Below are 16,917 nucleotides of genomic sequence, written 5' to 3'. Positions count from 1 at the left end.
TCAGACCAGCTCGGGCTCGGGCTCGCGGACGACGGGCTCCTTGGTCTCCGCCACCTGGTGGCCCTCGATGTCCACCTTGGGCACGATCCGGTCCAGCCAGCGCGGCAGCCGCCAGGCGCGGTCACCCAGGAGCTTCAGCACCGCCGGTACGAGCGTGAGCCGCACGATGAACGCGTCGACGAGCACCCCGAAGGTCAGGGCCAGGGCGATCGGCATCACGTTGGGGTCGTGGGAGAACATGAAGCTCGCGAACACCGTGATCATGATGACCGCCGCCGCCACGACCACCCGCCCGGCGGCCCGGCTGCCGGCCAGGATCGCCTCGGAGGCGTCGCCGTGCTGCGCGTAGTGCTCGCGCATCGCGGAGACCAGGAAGACCTCGTAGTCCATGGCCAGGCCGAAGAGCACCGCCATCACGATGATGGGCGCGAAGCTCGGGACCGGGCCCACCAGGGGTACGCCGAGCGGGCCGGCCAGCCAGCCCCACTGGAAGACCGCCACCATGGCGCCGAACGCCGCGCCGACGGAGAGCAGGAAGCCCGCGGTGGCCTTGAGCGGGACCGTCCAGGACCGGAAGGCGAGCAGCAGCAGGAGCAGGGAGAGGCCGACGACCACGACGGCGAAGGGCAGCATGGCGTTGTCGATCTGCTCGACGGCGTCGAGGCTGACGACGGTGAGACCGGTCAGTTCGACGTAGGTGCCGCTTTGGTTGCCGATCGGCTTGAGCTGGGCGCGGACGTCGTCGGCCAGCTCGGCCGTGGCGCTGTCGCGCGGTCCGGTGGTGGGCACGATCCGGATCAGCGCGGCCTGCTCGTCCTCGGTCAGGATGGGCCCGTTGACCTCGGCCACCCCGGACATGGTCTCCACCTTGTCCATGACCGTCTTCGCGGTGGCCTCGCTCCCGGCGCCCTCGACGACCACCACCAGCGGACCGTTGACGCCCGGGCCGTAGGCGCCGGCCAGGAGGTCGTAGACCTGCCGCGGCTCGGAGCCCTGGGCGGCGGAGCCGTTGTCGTTGAGGGCCAGCTCCAGCTGTGCGGCCGGCACGGCGAGCACACCCAGCCCGAGCACGACCGCGACCACGATCTTGCGGGGGTGCTTGATGACACCGCCGACCCAGCGGGCGGCCAGGCCGCGCTTGCGGGGGTCGAGCTCGCGGCGGGCGGCGCGGGAGTCCGGCTTGGGCCGCAGCCGCTCCCCGGCCAGGGCCATGAGGGCGGGCAGCATCGTGAGCGCGAAGAGGACGGCGATCGCGACGGCCCCGGCGGCGGCCACGCCCATCGAGGTGAGCAGCGGCACCCCGGCCAGGGTCAGGCCGGCGAGGGCGATGACGACCGTGAGGCCGGCGAAGACGACCGCGCTGCCCGCGGTGGCGATGGAGAGGGCGATCGACTCCCGGATGCCCATGCCCCGGGTGAGCTGGGCCCGGTGCCGCGAGACGATGAGCAGGGCGTAGTCGATGCCGACGGCCAGGCCCAGCATGATCGCCAGGGTCAGCGCGTGCTGCGAGACGTCGAAGAGGTTGGCGACCAGCAGCGTGCCGGCGGCCGTGCCCCCGACGCCGAGGGCCGCCGTGAGCAGCGGGATGCCGGCCGCGAGGACCGAGCCGAAGGTCACCAGCAGGACCAGCAGCGCCACACCGATACCGATCGCCTCGGGCACGCCGAACGGCTCGAGCTCCTCCTCGAAGGCGTCACCGCCGAACATCACGCGGCCGCCGTGGTCACCGAGGGCGTCGTTGTACGTGCCGCCGGTCGCCCGTACGGCCGCCTGCAGCTCGGGCTCCACCTCGGTGTCCGGCGGCAGGTCGAAACTGATGGCGGCGACCGCTATCCGGCCGTCCTCGGAGACGTCCTCCAGCGGGTCGCTGACATCGGCGACCGGGTGCACGGTCTTGATCCGCTCCGTCACCGCCCGCATCTGCTGGACGACCGGCGCGTCCTTGACCTGGCCGCCGTTGGGGGCGACGAAGAGCACGGTGCCCTCGACGCCGCGCCGCTCCGGGAAGTGCTGCTCGACCTTCTCGAGGGCGACCTGGGCCGGCGCGCCCGGGATCGCCTGGCCGGGCGAGAACGAGCCGCCGTAGAGGACCATCGCGACGAGCGTCGCCACCAGGACGGCCAGCGACGCGCCGAAGAACACGAGCCGGCGCTTGGCCGCGAGGGCACCGAGCCGGTAGAGGAATCTGGCCACGAGACTGCCTTTCCGAGACAGGAGTTGCGGACCTGCTCAGCCTCGTGCTCCACCTTGACGGCCAGCCGTCGCCGATCTTGACGATTCCTTGACGGTCTGGACGGTGTGAGTATTGCGACGGCGAGCGCCGGCTGTCAACCTCCGGCGAGGCCGATCATGCGAGCGCGTTCACCCTGGGGTCCGTACATGACCAGCAGCTCGACCGGCTCGTGATCGGCGTGCCCCATCCAGTGCGGCAGCGCGGTGTCGAACTCCGTGGCCTCACCCCGCGTCAGCACCACGTCACGGTCACCCACGACGACGCGGAGCCGGCCGCTCAGGACGTACACCCATTGGTGTCCCTCATGCCGGCGCGGATCCGGCGCCGGCAGCGTCGTGCGCGCGGGCGACACCAGCTTGTACGCCTGGATCCCGCCCGCCTGCCGCGCAAGCGGGTGGAACTCGGCACCGTGGCGGCGGATCACCGGCGGCCGCTCCGTCTTGCCGGCAAAGCCCACCAGGGTGTCCAGGCTCACGTCGTAGGCCCGGGCCAGCGGCACCATCTGGGCCAGCGTGGGCCGCATGAGCCCGTTCTCCAGGCGGGACAGGGTGCTCGTCGCCAGCCCGGTCAGCCCGGCGACCTCGGCCAGCCGCAACCCCCGGCCCTTGCGCAGCGCCCGCAGCCGAGCCCCGACATCCGCGTCGATCATGGGCCCAGGTTCCCGATCCGCACCAGGATTCGCAACCCGCCGGGGCGCCGGGGCCCGGGCCCGGGCCTGACCGGGGCGGCTAGGGTCGCGGCATGGCTGGAGTAGCGTCGTCCGCGAACCGCCGGATCGATCGGGCGGGACTCGCCGTCTTCCTGCGCCGGCGACGGGCGGGGATCGCTCCGCCGCCCTCGGCGCCGGCTCAGCGCCGCACCCCGGGGCTGCGCCGGGAGGAGGTCGCCGCGCTCGCGGCCATGTCGGCGAACTACTACGAGCAGCTGGAGCAGGCGCGGGGTCCACAGCCCTCGGACGCGGTGATCGCCTCGCTGGCCCGGGCGCTGCGGCTGTCTCCCGACGAGACCACGCATCTCTACACGCTGGCCGGGCTCGCGCTGCCGGTGGAGGTCACGTCGGCCGCCGGGGTCGACGCGGGGTTGCGTACCACCTTGGCCTCGCTGTCGGGCACGACCGCCGGCATGATCTGCAACGAGGTCGGCGACGTCCTGGCGGAGAACGAGCTGAGCGTCGCCGTCTTCGGCCGGTTCCACGGCGGCCCGGGCAACATCGTGCGGCGGTGGTTCACCGACCGGCCCTGGCGCGACGCGCTCGTGCGCAGAGAAGATCAACAGCTGACCAGCGCGGCGTACGTGGCGGATCTGCGCGCCTCGCTCCGCGGCGGCCCGGACGACGCTGCCTTCGTCCGCGGGATGCGCGCGGCCAGCGCCGAGTTCGACGAGCTGTGGGGCCACTACGAGGTGGCGACGCTGCGCGCCGGCTCGAAACTGGTGCTGCACCGGCGGGGGCTCGTCGAGCTGGAGTGCGCCGTCGTGCCCGGGCACCGGCCGGGGCAGCGGCTGGCCGTCTTCCGGGCCGCGCCGGGCAGCCTCTGATCATCCATCAGTGGCTGCGGGGCCGGCCCGGGGCCCACACTTCGGCCGGTGACCACCAGATCAGTCCTGATTTCCGGGGCGAGCGTCGCCGGGCCCGCCCTGGCGATGCTGCTCGCGCGGGCCGGCTTCGACGTCACCGTCGTCGAGATCGCCCCGGCCCGGCGCACCGGCGGCTATGCCATCGACTTCAGCGGGCCGGCGCATCTGACCGTGCTCGACCGCATGGGCCTGCTGCCGGACCTCCGCGCCCGGGCCACCGGCGGCCGGACCAGCCGCTTCGTCGACGAGACCGGCCGCACCCTGTTCACCCTGCCGCCCGAGTTCACCGGCGGCGACCTCGAACTGCCCCGCGCCGAACTGTCCGAGCTGCTGCACGACCGGGGCAGCACGGTCGAGTACCGCTACGGCGACACGATCACCGCCCTGCACCAGACGGCCGGCAGCGTGCGGGTGTCCTTCCGGGACGCCCCGGACCAGAGTTTCGACCTGGTCATCGGCGCGGACGGGATGCATTCCGTCGTACGCGGCCTGGCGTTCGCCCCCGAGGAGGAATGCGTCACCTACCTCGGCTACCAGGTCGCCGGCTGGGATCTCCCCAACGCCTGGGACCTCAAGGGCGAGATCCACCTGCACAACCGCCCGGGCACCCTCGCCGGCCTCTCCGCCGCCGCCCGCAACCCGGCCCGCGCCGACGCCTACGCCCTCTTCGCCGACCCGTCCCCACACGTCGGCCGGGCCGACCGCCACCGCCGCCTCGAACAGGTCTACGCCGGCCAGGGCTGGGAAGTTCCCACCATGCTCGCCGCCTTCCCCGAGGCCACCGACGTCTACTTCGACCAGGTCGCCCGCGTCGCCGTCCCCACCTGGTCGACCGGCCGCATCGCACTGCTGGGCGACGCCGCCTGCGGAGCCACCCTCAGCGGCACCGGCACCGGACTCGCCGTGGTCGCCGCCTACGTGCTGGCTCGTGAGCTGACGCGCACCCCCGACCATGCCCAGGCCTTCGCGCGCTACGAACAGATCATCCGCCCGTACGCGGCCCGCACTCAGGGTGGCTCCTCCCCCGCCGAGCTCCTGGCCCCCGCCGGCCGTCTCCGCCTCCGCCTGCGCGACTTGATCCTGGGCAACCGGGTGGGCCGGGCCCTCGCCCTGCGCGCCGGCGGCAAGGCAGCCCCCGGCCCCGACCTCGACGACCAGTAGCGCCCCGGAGACCCGGATCAATCCTGTCGTGAGCGCTGGCCGGCGATCAGGGTCAGCAGGGCGGCGTGGGTCCGCTCGTCCGCGGCCGCCACGAGACCGCCGGCTCCGGCGTGGATCGGCCCGCCGTCGATCCCGGTGACGACACAACCGGCCGCCTGGCAGAGGGCGATTCCGGCCGCGAAGTGCACGCTGTCGCGCAGGTGGCCGTCGGTGACGTAGGCGGCGCGGCGGCCGGCGGCGACCCAGGCCACGGCCAGCGTGGTGGAGACGACCCGGGGGCGGAACTGTCCGATGAATCCCTCGTCGGCGAGCATCCGGGCCGCCGAGAAGACCGCGTGGTTGGGGAACGGCGGGTCGAGGTTGACGTCGACCAGCTTCGAGCCGGCCGAGGGGGTGAGTCGCTCGTCCGCTCCACCGCGACGCACGTACGCGGCGGCGCCGCCGGTCCAGAACACCTCGTTCGTGAACGGGTCCGCGGAGGCGGCCACCGTGGTTCGCGCGCCTGTTCGCAGCGCCACATTCACCGAGGCCAGCATGTTTCGCACGGCGTAGTTCAACGTTCCGCACAGCGGGTCGACCAACCACAGCCGATCGGTCGCGCCACGGCCCGTGCGCCCGCCTTCCTCGCCCAGGACGGGATCCTCCGGCCGCGCCCCGCGCAAGACATCGACGATGGCCTGCTCCGCCTCGACGTCGGCCGTGGTGGCGAAGTCACCGGCGTCCTTCGGGAAGTGGGTCAGCGCCGATCCGTAGTGTGAGCGGACGACCGCGGCACCGGCTTCCGCCGCTTCGATGACCAAGTCCTGATCGCTGATCGACATGCGGAGACCATAGATGCCCACCGCACGGACCGCCGGAGGCTGTCAGCCGAGCGGGCCCGCGCGCACGATGCGGGTCGCTTCGGCCGGCGGCGTCTCCCACGGCAGCATGTCGCGCAGGATCCAGGTCACGCCGGCCGCTTCGTACTCGGCGATCAGGGGTGCGGGGTCCGGCGGCAGCACGCGGCTCACGATGACGTCGTACGGGCCGGAGCTCGTGCGGTGCTGGTTGATGTAGTCGATCATCGTGCGGGCGGAGTCGGGCGAGGAGGGCAGGATGGAGAAGCCGTCGTCGCGGATGTCCATCTCGGCCGGGGCGGCGCCCTCCCAGCGGGCGGCGCGGCGGAAGGGTCGCTTGTTCGGCCAGTACCCGGCCACCCACACCGGGATCGGGTCCTGCACCGGGCGCGGCCGGAAGGTGGTCTCCTTCACGGTGTAGTGCTTGCCGGTGAAGGCGAAGGGCTCGCCCGTGCAGAGGCCGCGCACGATGGTCAGGCACTCGTCGAGCTTGTCGGCCCGGACCCGGGCGTTGCCGTCCTCGCCGAACTGCTCGAACTCGGCCTCGCCGGAGAAGCCGAGGCCGGCGCCCAGGATCATGCGGCCACCCGAGAGGTGGTCGAGGGCGACGATCTCGCGGGCGATCTTCCAGGGGCGGCGGCGGGCGAGCTGGGCGACCATGGTGCCGATCCTGACGCGCGAGGTCGTGGCGGCGATGGCGGAGAGCACGACCCACGGGTCGGTGACGGGCGGCGCGGTGCGGGTGTCGAAGACGAGGGAGTCCCACACGAACACGGCGTCCCAGCCGGCTTCCTCGGCGTCGCGGGCCAGGCTCACCAGCGTGCGCGGGTCGGCGTACTCACCGATCACGGGCAGATTGACCGCGTACCGCATCATGGGTGAACTCTAGAGCGCGTCTGGCGGATCACGGCGTCGCCGAGCCGGAGTCCAGGTTTCGTCTCGCAAGTGGGCAGATCGTCCGGATACCGGTTTTGTATCCGGGCGGTCTGACCGCGCGGCGAGGCGGAAGCTGGGCCCGGCGCAGGCCGTCGTGATCCGCTAGACGTGCTCCAGGCCACGGACCAGCGCCTCGGCGTCCCCCGGCGGAAGCGGGCGGTGGAAGAGGAAGCCCTGGCCGACCGTGCAGCCCATGTCGATGAGGGCGGCCGCCTGGTCGGCCGTCTCGATGCCCTCGGCGACGACGGTCATCCGGAAGGCGTCGCCGAGGTGGACGACCGCCTCGCACACCGAGCGGGCCTCGGCGTCGTCGGCGATGCCGGTCACGAAGGACCGGTCGATCTTCAGCGTGGTGACCGGCAGCCGGCGCAGGTAGCTCAGGGCCGAGTAACCGGTCCCGAAGTCGTCGACCGCCAGCTGGATGCCGAGGTCGCGCAGCGCTTCCAGGCGGCCGATGATGAGCGGGTCGGGCTGCAGGATGACGCTCTCGGTGATCTCGAGCGTGAGCCGGTCGGCCGGGAAGCCGGTCTCGGCCAGGATGGTTTCGACGGTCTCCACCAGGTCGGCCTGGGCGACCTGCTTCGGCGACAGATTCACCGAGAGCCGCAGCGAGCCGGCAGGCCAGCCCGACACCTCCCGGCAGGCCGCGCGCAGCACCCACGCGCCCAGTGGCACGACGGCGCCGGTCTCCTCGGCCAGGTCGATGAACTCGCCCGGGCCCAGCAGCCCGCGGACCGGGTGGTTCCAGCGGACCAGGGCCTCGACCGCCCGCAGCTCACCGGTGGCCAGGGCGACGATGGGCTGGAAGTGGACCACCAGCTCGTCGTGGGCGACCGCGTGGCGCAGCTCGGCCTCGCGCGCCTTGGTGTCCATGACGGTCGAGTAGTACTCGAAGCGGCCGCGGCCGGCGCGCTTCGCCGCGTACAGGGCGGTGTCGGCCTGTTGCAGCAGGGTCTCGCCGGACGCGGCCGGGTCGTCGCGGACCACCACGCCGATGCTCGCCTCGACCATGAGCACGTGCTCGCCGAAGATCACGGGCGTGCGCAGCGCTTCCAGCAGGCGGGTGGCGACGGCGCCCGCGGCCTCCCGGGACGGCAGGTCCTGCAGCAGGACGGTGAACTCGTCGCCGCCGAGCCGGCCGGCCAGGTCGCCGGCCCGGATCACGCCGCGCAGGGCGTCGGCCGCGGCGATCAGCACGGCGTCGCCCGCCTCGTGGCCGAACGTGTCGTTGACCGGCTTGAACCGGTCGAGGTCGATGAGCATGACCGCGGCGTGCCGGCCCGGGCGGATCGGCTGGGCCGCGAGCTGTTCCAGGCGCTCGCCGACCAGGGTGCGGTTGGCCAGCCCGGTCAGCCCGTCGGTGACCGCCATCTCCCGGTTGTCGCGCAGGGCGTGCAGCTGACGGGCCATGACCAGCAGGGTGAGCACAGCCGAACCCAGGATCATTCCGCCGTACGGGTTGAGCGGCAGGTGGGACGACCGCTCGGCGAGCAGGAGGTAGGCGGCGACGCTGGCCACGTACGGGAAAATGGCGACCGCGTTGCGATCCTGGCGGCGCGGCGCGGGGTGCCGCGGCCGGCGATACTGCTGATCGGCCGCCACCACCAGCAGGAAGCAGCCCGCCAGCCACAACAGGTCCGGCCACGAGCCGCCGGTGAAGCCGCCGTGCAGCTGGATCCAGCTGTACGAGACATCGGCCGTCACGGTCAGCGCGATCGCCCCGGCGAGCAGCCGGATCGGGGCGGGCGCCTCGGGCTGGTGCCGCCGCAGCAGGGCGGTCGACATGGCCAGGACGAGCAGCAGGTCGCCGATCGGCAGCGCGGCCGTGAACGAGCGCTCCCACGACGTCATCCCCGGCGCGTTGAGGATCGGGCCGAGCAGCAGGTACCAGATGGCGATGAAGCCCCCGGCGCCGACGATCAGCGCGTCCAGTGCGAGCTTCTGCCGGTCCCGGCGGCGCCGGTACTGGCCGGGCAGCATCAGCAGCCCGGCGAACATGAACGGCGAGAAGAGCAGGAACCAGTAGTCGGCGGTCGACGGGTAGCCGGTGGAGTGCAGGATCTGGCTCTGGACGAACCAGGAGCAGTGGGCCACCAGCTGACAGGCGAACGCGACGGTGATCACCTGCCAGGCGCGCCGGGTCCGGGGCTCCTGCCGCCTCGACACCGCCACCCGGGCGGCCAGCACGGTGAAGACCAGCGCCTGCGGCACGTACGAGGCGTCGGTCACGAAGGTGCTGACCGCGGCGCCACCCCACTCGCCGAAGTACCAGGCCTGTTGCACGACGAGCAGGACCGCGCAGGCGAGCACACTCGCGGCGGCCGCCCGGCCGGTCCGGAACCAGGTCAACATCACCCCCCTGTTCGGCGCGACCGGGACGATCGTGAGCCGTTACGGATCACGAAGTCCGGGGCGCCACCCGCTTCTCGATCTCCCGCAGCACGAGGTCCGGCTGGTCCTGCGGCACCTCGTGCGAGCTGCCCACGGCCGTGCCGTCAGTCGAGCGCCTGGGTCACCTCCTCGACAGCGGCCCAGCGCAGCGCAGCGACGTTCTCCTCCAGGTGGGCGATGCTCGCGGTGCCCGGGATCGGGAGGACGTTCGGTCCCTGCCGCAGCAGCCACGCCAGCGCGATCTGCGCCGGGGTCGCGCCGTGCCGCCGGGCCACCGCGTCCAACACACCGCCGGTCCGGGCGAGCTCGCCGGTCGCCATCGGGAACCACGGGATGAAGGCCATCCCCTGCTCCCGCGCGTGGTCGAGCACGTCCTGCGCGGCCCGGTTGGCCACGTTGTAGAGGTTCTGCACCGACACGATCGGCGCGATCGCCTGCGCGGCCTTGATCTGCGCGACGCTGACCTCGGACAGGCCGATGTGCCGGATCTTGCCCTCCTGCCGCAGCTGAGCCAGCTCGCCGACGCTGTCCTCCAGCGGCACCCGCGGGTCGACGCGGTGCAGCTGGTAGAGGTCGATGCGCTCGACGCCGAGCCGGCGCAACGACATCTCGAGGGCCTGGCGCAGATACTCGGGGCGGCCCAGCGGCGGCCACTCGTCCGGCCCGGTCCGCAGCACACCGCCCTTGGTGGCGATCACCACATCGTCCCGGTACGGGTGCAGCGCCTCGCGGATCAGGTCCTCGGCGACGAACGGCCCGTACGCGTCCGCCGTGTCGATGAACGTCACGCCGAGCTCGACGGCCCGGCGCAGCACGGCGACGGCCTGGGCCCGGTCGCGCGGCTCGCCCCAGTAGCCGGCGCCGAGGAGCTGCATCGTGCCGTAGCCGAGGCGGTTGACGGTCAGGTCGCCGCCGAGGGTGAAGGTGGTCATCGGTGGGTTCCTCCCAGGCGTACGACGAGCAGGTTGGGGTCCTTCTGGGTGGTGTAGGCGGCACTCGGCACGTACGCCCGGCCGCCCCGGACCAGCACCGACGTGGGATTGGACAGTCCGTCGGCCGCGGTCAGCACCGTGGTGCCGTCGGTCAGCACCACCTTGTTCTCGGTGACGAGGGCCGCGACGATCTGCTCGCCCCGGCCGGTGAAGTCGAAGTCGTCGATGCCGGTCAGGCCCGTGGCGACCGTCGTGAAAACCCCGGCCCGGCGGCCGCTCAGGGGTGTACGCACCACCGTGCCCTGGTCGAGGTTCGACACGTACAGGTGTCCGGCGCGCACCTTGGCCCCGTTGGCGCCGAAGAAGCCGGTGGACGCCAGCGCCGCGTCGGTGCTGAACACGCGGACCCGGCCCCGGGCAGTGACGGAGTAGACGGCGCCCCGGGCGGAATCGGTCACGTACATGGTGCCGGTCGCGGGGTCCCGGGTGAGCCCGTTGGGCAGGCCGTCGGCGGGCAGGCCGGCGAGCTTGCGCGGCGCCCGCCCCTCGGTGAAGGTCCAGAGGCCGGTCTCCCGGGCCGACCCGGTGGCATAGAGCACATAGAAGGTGCGCCCGTCGCGGACCAGCCCGGTGGTCAGCGGAAAGCCGAGCAGTGGCGTGACGGCCGCCGGGTCCGCGGGCGCCGGCAGCGTGGCGAGCACGCTGATTTTCCCGTACGCGTCGATGCGCGCGACCTGCCGCGCCCCGGCGAACGTGACGTCGACGCTGCCGTCGCGGTCCGGGACGACGTTCTCGGGCATCTGCCCGGCGGCGAGGTCGAGGTGCACCAGGATGTCCGCCCGCGCGGCGGCGCCGGCCGTCGTGGGCAGCAGCGTGCCGACGGCCAGCACGGCCGCGGCGATTTTGGTGAGGATCATGCCGACGAGCCTGCGGCGCCGGGGAGCCGCCAGCCAGACCCGCTTGTGGGTGCACCTGTCAGGGGCAGGCTACGGCCACCGGTCCCGCGCATACTTGGCGACCATGGACGTCAGGTCGCCGCTCGGCGAGTTTCTGCAGGCCCGGCGGGCCCGGCTGCGCCCGGAGGACGTGGGTCTGCCCCGCTACGGCGACCGGCGCCGGGTGCCTGGGCTGCGCCGCGAGGAGCTCGCCCTGCTGGCCGGGGTGAGCGCCGGCTATTACACGCGCATCGAGCAGGGTCAGTCGCAGGGCGCCTCCCCCGAGGTCCTCGACGCGATCGCGACCGCGATGCGCCTGACCACGCCCGAGCGCGAGCACCTGCACGACCTGTCCGCGTCGGCCGGCCACCGATCGGCCCCGCCGGCGCCGCCGGTGGAGGAGTGCGACCCCGATCTGCGTACGCTCCTGACCGCCATGACCGACGTCCCCGCCCTGGTCGTGGGTCGTCGCAACGACGTCCTTGCCTGGAACCGAGCGGGCCACGCGCTCCTCGCCGGCCACCTCGACCCCGCGTCGCCCGACGACCCGCGCACCCGCCCGAACATGTCGCGCATGGTCTTCCTCGACGCCCACACCCGCGCCCTCTATCGCAACTGGGACAGCAAGGCCCGCGCCGTGGTCGGCAACCTCCGGATCATGACCGCCCGCCACCGGGGCGACGCCGCCCTGGCCGGTCTCGTCGGCGAGCTCGCCATCGAGAGCCCCGACTTCGCCACCCTCTGGGCCGGCCACATCGTCCAGTCCTGCGCCCGCGACGTCTTCGACCTGGCCCATCCCCTGGTCGGCGAGCTGACCGTCACCCAGCAGTCCCTCCGCGTCCCCGGCGAATCCGGTCAGGTCCTCGTCACGATGACGGCGGAGCCCGGCACGTCCTCGGCCGAGGCCCTCACCCTTCTCCGCACTTTCTAGCACCGCTAGCAAACATGCCACCGCTCTGCTAGCGTGGTCTCCGTTCCTAGCGCTGCTAGAAAAACGGAGATGCGCCATGCACACCTGGTCCGCCTACGGCCTCGCCGTCGTGATCGTCGCCCTCGTCGCCGCCATCGGCATCCGCTTCCTCCTGGCCCCGACGGTCGCCGCGACCGGCTACGGCGTCCCCGCCCGCCCCGGCGGCGACCCCGCCTACCTGACCATCAAGGGCCTGCGCGACTCGACCCTCGCCCTGCTCGGCGCGGCCCTGCTCGCCTTCACCACCCCGGAGGCCGCCGGCTGGTACATGCTCATCGGCGCCATCATCCCGGTGGGCGACATGCTGATCGTCCTGCGCCACCACGGCCCCAAGGCCACCGCCTACGGCGTCCACCTGGCCACCGCGGCCGTCCTCCTCCTCGACGCCGTCCTGCTCCTCACTCTTTGAAAACGACTCACTCTTTGAGAACGACTCAGCCTTGGAGAACGGCCCCGAGGCCCTTCCGCCAGGCCGAGTACGACCCGATCGGACCGGCGTGCGGCCGATACAACCACCGCCACGGGTGGACGACACCGGGCGCGACGGCCTCCGCGCGCCTCCGGAAACCGGGCACCGGCGCGTAAGTGACGGCCACCGTCCGGCCGCCCAGCTCCTCGGCCACCCGCCCGCGCCGGATCTCGACATCGCGCCGGGCGGCCAGGTCGGCCAGGGTCTCGGCCAGGAACACCAGCCGCTTGCCGGACAGTCGCAGCCGGGCCAGCAGCGGCTCGTCGAACACGAACACCGCCGGCCGGTCCGGATGGGCGGCGAGCGCCGGATCGGCGTCACCGAGCGACTCGGCGGTCAGCCAGACCGCGGCGGGCTCTCCGGTCCGGACCGGCATGCGCGGGCCGCCGGTGGACTCCGGGTCGGGGTCACGCCGCAGCAGCGGCTCCGGATCGGGCCGATCGGCGGGCGGTGGCGCCGGGGGCCAGTTCTGGATCGGGCACGCCGAGTTGAGCACGCACTCCCGGCACAGTTGCGGCGCCCGCTTCTCGACCTGCCGGCGCGAGAACCCGTACGGCTTGCCGGTGCCCGCGCCGATCGTCCACTGCCAGCCCAGCCGGTTCGCTGCCCGGGACCCGTCCAGCAGATGGGTGAAGAACCGGTCCTCGCCCGCGGTCCACTCCGCCCCGGCGCGCACGGTCCACTGCGACGACAGCCACATCCGGGTCTGGTTGACCAGCCAGCCGCCGGTCTCCAACTCTTCGACGCAAGTCGACACGCAGTTCATCGCCGCCGGCCACGGCTCGTCCCAGCCGCGCGCCGGGCGGGCCGGGGCGTGCCGGAGGGCAGCCGCGTTCCGCCGGCCGACCCGGGCGTAGAGATGCCGGGCGTACTCCTGCCAGGCCAGCTCGTCACGGAACTTGGTCCGGTCCCGCGCCGGCGCCGGGGCCGCCGCCGCCCAGGCCGCCGGGAGGTCGATCAACCCGTACCGGACGTACGGCGAGATCCGGCTGGCGCCGCGCCGCGTGGCCGGGAGCACGGTGTTGCGCCGGGCGGCGTAACCCGTGAGGTCCAGGGCGGCGAGCACAGCGTCGGCGGCCGTCTGACCCCCGCGGAACCCCGGCGACGCGGCCGGGACGTCACCGCAGAGGTCGCCGAGATGCGCGGTCACCCACGCGACGGCGGCATCGGGGCCCGGCTCGGGCGAGGGAAGCAGCACGCGTCAAGTCTGCTCGACCGGGCGCCCGGGCCACCGGACGGCACGCCGACGGTCAGGCCCAGCCGCCGAGGTAGCCGGCCAGGCCCGGGTCGGCGCCGAGCGGGGCGAGCCCCGGGTCCGCGTACACCCGGGTCTCGAACAGCTCCTCCCCCCACGTCGCGCGGCGGGCCCGGGCGCGCGCCGAGTCGATGCGGATGTCGCCGAGCACCGCGGTGCCGAGCGTGCCCACGCCGACCGACGCCACCGCGTCCTGCAGCTCTTTCGCCACGCCGTCGGCCCGCACGGCGACCGGCACGTCGACGACGACCCGGGCGGATGCCGAAGGCACGGACGACACTCGCTCGTCTGCCTCGAACAGGTCGGAGAATTCCCCGGGTACGTTCACCCGCGCCGACGGCAGCACAGCCAGCAGTGAGTCGACGCACACGTACGCCGCCGCGGCCGAAGGCGCCGAGCCGAGCCGGACGACCACGTCGGCCCCGGCGCTGCGCACCCCGTGCCCCCGCGAGCCGGCGACCGGGATGCGGTCGGCCAGCAGCAGCGTCTCGGCGTCCTTCCGGGCCCGGCGCTCGGGATCGTCGAGGTCGCGGCCCGCCCAGTCGGGGCCGTCGTGCCAGGCCACCGCGTCGGCGGCGTGGGCCAGGACCGCCCCGGCGAGCCAGGCCCGGTACGCCCACTCCCAGTCCTCGCCGCCGTAGACGCGGAAGGTCTCGTCGAAGCCGCCGACCCGCTCGAAGAACCAGCGGGAGCACGCGAGCGCGGCGCTGATGACGTACCGGTAGGAGCGGTCGTCGGCGTCGAGCAGGTCGCGGGACTGCCGGTAGCCGTCGCGCAGCCATTGCGGCTCGGGCAGCTCGGCGGCGGGTCCGGCCGTCTCGACCGGGGCGTCGACGGGCAGGCCGGCGAGATCGGCGTGGCGGCGCCGGCCGACGACGACCGCTTCGGGGGCGAGGGCGGGCAGCCGGGACATGCGCTCGAGATACGTCGGCTCGGGCACCGTGTCGGCGTCGAGGAAGCAGAGCACGTCGCCGGTCGCGGCCGCCGCGCCGAGGTTGCGCGCCGCCGCCGCCCGGAAGCCCTCGTCGGCCTGGCGGACCAGCTCGACCTCGGCGGGCACGCGCGGCGGTTCGGGCGATCCGTCGTCGGCGACGATGATCTGCGTACGCCCGGCGGGGTGGGTCTGGCGCCGCAGCGCCGCCAGTGTCCGGTCCAGCTCGGCCTGCTGCCGGTAGTGCACGACGACCACCGACACGGCCGGCGGCTCGGCGGGCTCGGCACCGTCGAGCAGGTCCCAGCGGTTGCCGGGCACGGAACGGCCGTTCACCATGCGATGTCTCCTGTCCACCAGCGCACGTACGCCGCGGCGGTGTCGTCGAGATGGGGCCGGGTGACCGCGTCCGCCGCGAGCCACGTGGAGGCGGGATCGGCGAGTGCGTCCGCGATGGCCGGCCCGAGGCGGTCAGGGGCGACGAGCCGGACGGTCCCGGGCCGGAGGGCAGCCATCTCCCGGGTGTACCGGCTCTCGACGACCAGCGGACGGCGGCCCGCGGCGATCCACGTGGCCAGCGAGCCGGAGGCGGAGAAGTGCCGGTGCGCCACGACCGGCACGGCGACCGCCCGGCACCGCGCGATCAGATCCGCCTCGGGCACGAAGCCGGTCACGCCGACGGTCACCCCGCGCGCCGCGGCCTGCTCGGTGAAGTCCCGCAGGTCGCCCTCGTGCCCGGCCGACGGCCCCCCGAGCACGGTCACGCTCGCGGGAAGGCCGACGACCGCGTCGACCACCTCCGCGTGTCCCTTGCCGGGATAGAAGAAGCCGAGCACGGCGACATCGCGGCCGACCGGAGCCGGAGCGCCGGAAAGGGACACGGGACTGACCGGCAGGGGCACCACGCCGAGGGCCCGCGGCTCGATCCCGGCCTCGGCGAGATGGGCCGCCTCGTGCCGGCTGTTGACGACCACCCCGCGTGCGGCCGCCGCCACCCGCGCGTAGCAGTCGGTGCGGCGTGGCAGGTTCCGGGGCCCGTCGGACGGCTGCGGGACGTCGTGCAGGGTGACGGTCAGCGCTGTCCGGGCGGCGATGCGCTCCACCACCGCGGCCGCCTCCTCCGGAGACCGGGCCCACAGCCGATCGGTGAAGTGCAGATGCGCCCGTCGCGGAGGCGCGGAACCGAGCAGCGTGTCCGCGGCGACCTCGAGCCGCGCGCCGGTCGCCGACTCGACGGCCCCGGCGAGGTCCCGGGCGGCGACGGTGACCCCGTGCCGTGCGTCGGCGGTGACGGCCAGCGCCGGGAGCCCGGTCATGACAGCCCCAGCAGGCGCAGCGCGTTGGCGTGCCGGACCAGCCCGGCCTGCACCACGTCGGGATGCCGGGCGTACCAGGCAAGGTGGGCCTCCCGGACGGCGCCGGCCGGGACGACCTGGTCCTCGACGATCCAGTGCGGGCGTTCCGGCTCGTCGAGCCCCCACGCCTCGAGGACCACCGCCTCGCGCGGGGCGTGGACGGAGTTCAGCAGCGGCCGGCCCGGATCGACGACGTGCTCCGGCAGCCCGAGGGCCGCGCGGACCCGGGCGGCCAGCGCCGTCCAGACCGGGTTGCCGGGGTGGTTGAGCGTGCGCATCAGCGCGAACGACGGCGTCGCGAACAGGTCGGAGACGACGACGGTGTCGTGCTTGGCCTCCCGGCTGCGCAGCTCGTCGAGGGAGAGCTCGGCGATCGCCCGGACGGCCGGAACGTCGAGCGGCGTCCGGGCGCGCAGCCCGGCGGCCTCGGCGAGCAGGCGCAGGTCGTGGTAGGCGACGACGGGCGGCACGAGCCCCGGATCGGCGGGCGGGCGCACGATCGCGTGCGCCGGGTAGAGGCCGGCGAACCGGATCACCGGCACCCGCAGCGCCCGGGCGCCGGACCCGAGCCGGGCGCGCAGCTGCGCCGAGCCGAGCGGCAGCCCGCGGTAGTCGTCGCGGATCGGCTGGGTGACGAGGATCGCCGCCGCGGCCAGCCACCGGTCGAGGCACGGCAGGTCGGCCGGGGTGAGCTCGTGCACGGGCGGGGTCCGTACGGTGCGCAGCCCGCCGCCATCGATCATGAGTCGCAGCGACTCGGCCTGGCAGTTGCCGAGGACGAGGGCGACGGGACCGTCGCCGGCCGGTTCGTCGAGCCCGTAGAACGCCCCGTAGTGCCGGGTGCGCGGGTCTGGTTCTGACACGGCCCGGTTGTACCCCGGGCCACCCCGTTTCAGTGATCTTGTGAACAACAAGATTCTTTGCAGTGCGGCAAGGGA

Annotated in this window: 15 protein-coding genes; 4 read left to right on the top strand and 11 right to left on the bottom strand. The window is 73.6% G+C overall.

The window, feature by feature from the left end:
* Positions 1-2,193, bottom strand: coding sequence for an MMPL family transporter (locus RAN62_RS07655; protein ID WP_305783794.1), 2,193 nt, complete (start codon positions 2,191-2,193; stop codon positions 1-3).
* A 134-nt stretch (positions 2,194-2,327) separates the two neighbouring features.
* A complete protein-coding gene (locus RAN62_RS07650) occupies positions 2,328-2,882 on the bottom strand; it encodes a helix-turn-helix domain-containing protein (protein WP_305783793.1) in 555 nt (184 codons plus the stop codon).
* 92 nt (positions 2,883-2,974) lie between these two features.
* Here RAN62_RS07650 and RAN62_RS07645 point away from each other — a divergent pair, with 92 nt between their 5' ends.
* Entirely contained in the window at positions 2,975-3,769 is a 795-nt protein-coding gene (locus RAN62_RS07645; protein ID WP_305783792.1) for a helix-turn-helix transcriptional regulator, read from the top strand.
* A gap of 48 nt (positions 3,770-3,817) precedes the next feature.
* Positions 3,818-4,969, top strand: coding sequence for an FAD-dependent monooxygenase (locus RAN62_RS07640; protein ID WP_305783791.1), 1,152 nt, complete (start codon positions 3,818-3,820; stop codon positions 4,967-4,969).
* Positions 4,970-4,986: 17 nt separating this feature from the next.
* Here the strand turns inward: RAN62_RS07640 and RAN62_RS07635 are convergent, their stop codons facing one another.
* From RAN62_RS07635 to RAN62_RS07615, 5 genes are all read right to left on the bottom strand, one after another.
* Positions 4,987-5,790 (bottom strand): inositol monophosphatase family protein, encoded by an 804-nt coding sequence (locus tag RAN62_RS07635; RefSeq protein ID WP_305783790.1) that lies wholly within the window; start codon positions 5,788-5,790, stop codon positions 4,987-4,989.
* A 42-nt stretch (positions 5,791-5,832) separates the two neighbouring features.
* Complete coding sequence (locus tag RAN62_RS07630) at positions 5,833-6,681, bottom strand: LLM class flavin-dependent oxidoreductase (protein ID WP_305783789.1); 849 nt, start codon at positions 6,679-6,681, stop codon at positions 5,833-5,835.
* A gap of 162 nt (positions 6,682-6,843) precedes the next feature.
* On the bottom strand, positions 6,844-9,093 hold the full coding sequence (locus tag RAN62_RS07625) for a putative bifunctional diguanylate cyclase/phosphodiesterase (protein ID WP_305783788.1): 2,250 nt from the start codon (positions 9,091-9,093) through the stop codon (positions 6,844-6,846).
* Between the two features lie 143 nt (positions 9,094-9,236).
* Positions 9,237-10,064: an aldo/keto reductase gene (locus RAN62_RS07620; protein ID WP_305783787.1), complete on the bottom strand. Its 828-nt coding sequence runs from the start codon at positions 10,062-10,064 to the stop codon at positions 9,237-9,239.
* Positions 10,061-10,981 carry a hypothetical protein gene (locus RAN62_RS07615; RefSeq protein WP_305783786.1) on the bottom strand — a complete coding sequence of 307 codons (921 nt, stop codon included), beginning with the start codon at positions 10,979-10,981 and terminating at the stop codon, positions 10,061-10,063. The genes RAN62_RS07620 and RAN62_RS07615 overlap by 4 nt, the downstream gene beginning before the upstream one ends.
* A 103-nt stretch (positions 10,982-11,084) precedes the next feature.
* Here RAN62_RS07615 and RAN62_RS07610 point away from each other — a divergent pair, with 103 nt between their 5' ends.
* On the top strand, positions 11,085-11,930 hold the full coding sequence (locus tag RAN62_RS07610) for a helix-turn-helix domain-containing protein (RefSeq protein ID WP_305783785.1): 846 nt from the start codon (positions 11,085-11,087) through the stop codon (positions 11,928-11,930).
* A gap of 76 nt (positions 11,931-12,006) precedes the next feature.
* On the top strand, positions 12,007-12,378 hold the full coding sequence (locus tag RAN62_RS07605) for a DUF4267 domain-containing protein (RefSeq protein WP_305783784.1): 372 nt from the start codon (positions 12,007-12,009) through the stop codon (positions 12,376-12,378).
* Between the two features lie 25 nt (positions 12,379-12,403).
* On the opposite strand, the gene RAN62_RS07600 is transcribed toward RAN62_RS07605, so the two are convergent.
* From RAN62_RS07600 to RAN62_RS07585, 4 genes are read right to left on the bottom strand one after another with little or no spacing between them, the layout of a single operon-like run.
* Positions 12,404-13,636 carry an FAD-binding domain-containing protein gene (locus RAN62_RS07600; protein WP_305783783.1) on the bottom strand — a complete coding sequence of 411 codons (1,233 nt, stop codon included), beginning with the start codon at positions 13,634-13,636 and terminating at the stop codon, positions 12,404-12,406.
* Between the two features lie 52 nt (positions 13,637-13,688).
* The gene (locus RAN62_RS07595) at positions 13,689-14,963 is read right to left on the bottom strand and encodes a glycosyltransferase family 2 protein (RefSeq protein ID WP_305783782.1); all 1,275 of its coding nucleotides are present in this window, start codon (positions 14,961-14,963) and stop codon (positions 13,689-13,691) included.
* Positions 14,957-15,940, bottom strand: a complete 984-nt coding sequence (locus tag RAN62_RS07590) for a glycosyltransferase family protein (RefSeq protein ID WP_305783781.1) — start codon at positions 15,938-15,940, stop codon at positions 14,957-14,959. The genes RAN62_RS07595 and RAN62_RS07590 overlap by 7 nt, the downstream gene beginning before the upstream one ends.
* Positions 15,937-16,842, bottom strand: coding sequence for a WcbI family polysaccharide biosynthesis putative acetyltransferase (locus tag RAN62_RS07585; protein WP_305783780.1), 906 nt, complete (start codon positions 16,840-16,842; stop codon positions 15,937-15,939). The genes RAN62_RS07590 and RAN62_RS07585 overlap by 4 nt, the downstream gene beginning before the upstream one ends.
* Between the last annotated feature and the right edge of the window lie 75 nt (positions 16,843-16,917).

The sequence above is a fragment of the Symbioplanes lichenis genome (assembly GCF_030709675.1).
Classification (GTDB): Bacteria; Actinomycetota; Actinomycetes; order Mycobacteriales; family Micromonosporaceae; genus Actinoplanes; species Actinoplanes lichenis.
This window is presented reverse-complemented; position numbering and strand designations above follow the sequence as displayed.

Excerpts from the sequence above, each read along its gene's own strand:
- RAN62_RS07650 (WP_305783793.1), bottom strand. The coding sequence starts at position 2,882 with ATGATCGACGCGGATGTCGGGGCTCGGCTGCGGGCGCTGCGCAAGGGC.
- RAN62_RS07645 (WP_305783792.1), top strand. The coding sequence starts at position 2,975 with ATGGCTGGAGTAGCGTCGTCCGCGAACCGCCGGATCGATCGGGCGGGA.
- RAN62_RS07635 (WP_305783790.1), bottom strand. The coding sequence starts at position 5,790 with ATGTCGATCAGCGATCAGGACTTGGTCATCGAAGCGGCGGAAGCCGGT.
- RAN62_RS07630 (WP_305783789.1), bottom strand. The coding sequence starts at position 6,681 with ATGATGCGGTACGCGGTCAATCTGCCCGTGATCGGTGAGTACGCCGAC.
- RAN62_RS07625 (WP_305783788.1), bottom strand. The coding sequence starts at position 9,093 with ATGTTGACCTGGTTCCGGACCGGCCGGGCGGCCGCCGCGAGTGTGCTC.
- RAN62_RS07620 (WP_305783787.1), bottom strand. The coding sequence starts at position 10,064 with ATGACCACCTTCACCCTCGGCGGCGACCTGACCGTCAACCGCCTCGGC.
- RAN62_RS07615 (WP_305783786.1), bottom strand. The coding sequence starts at position 10,981 with ATGATCCTCACCAAAATCGCCGCGGCCGTGCTGGCCGTCGGCACGCTG.
- RAN62_RS07610 (WP_305783785.1), top strand. The coding sequence starts at position 11,085 with ATGGACGTCAGGTCGCCGCTCGGCGAGTTTCTGCAGGCCCGGCGGGCC.
- RAN62_RS07605 (WP_305783784.1), top strand. The coding sequence starts at position 12,007 with ATGCACACCTGGTCCGCCTACGGCCTCGCCGTCGTGATCGTCGCCCTC.
- RAN62_RS07595 (WP_305783782.1), bottom strand. The coding sequence starts at position 14,963 with ATGGTGAACGGCCGTTCCGTGCCCGGCAACCGCTGGGACCTGCTCGAC.
- RAN62_RS07590 (WP_305783781.1), bottom strand. The coding sequence starts at position 15,940 with ATGACCGGGCTCCCGGCGCTGGCCGTCACCGCCGACGCACGGCACGGG.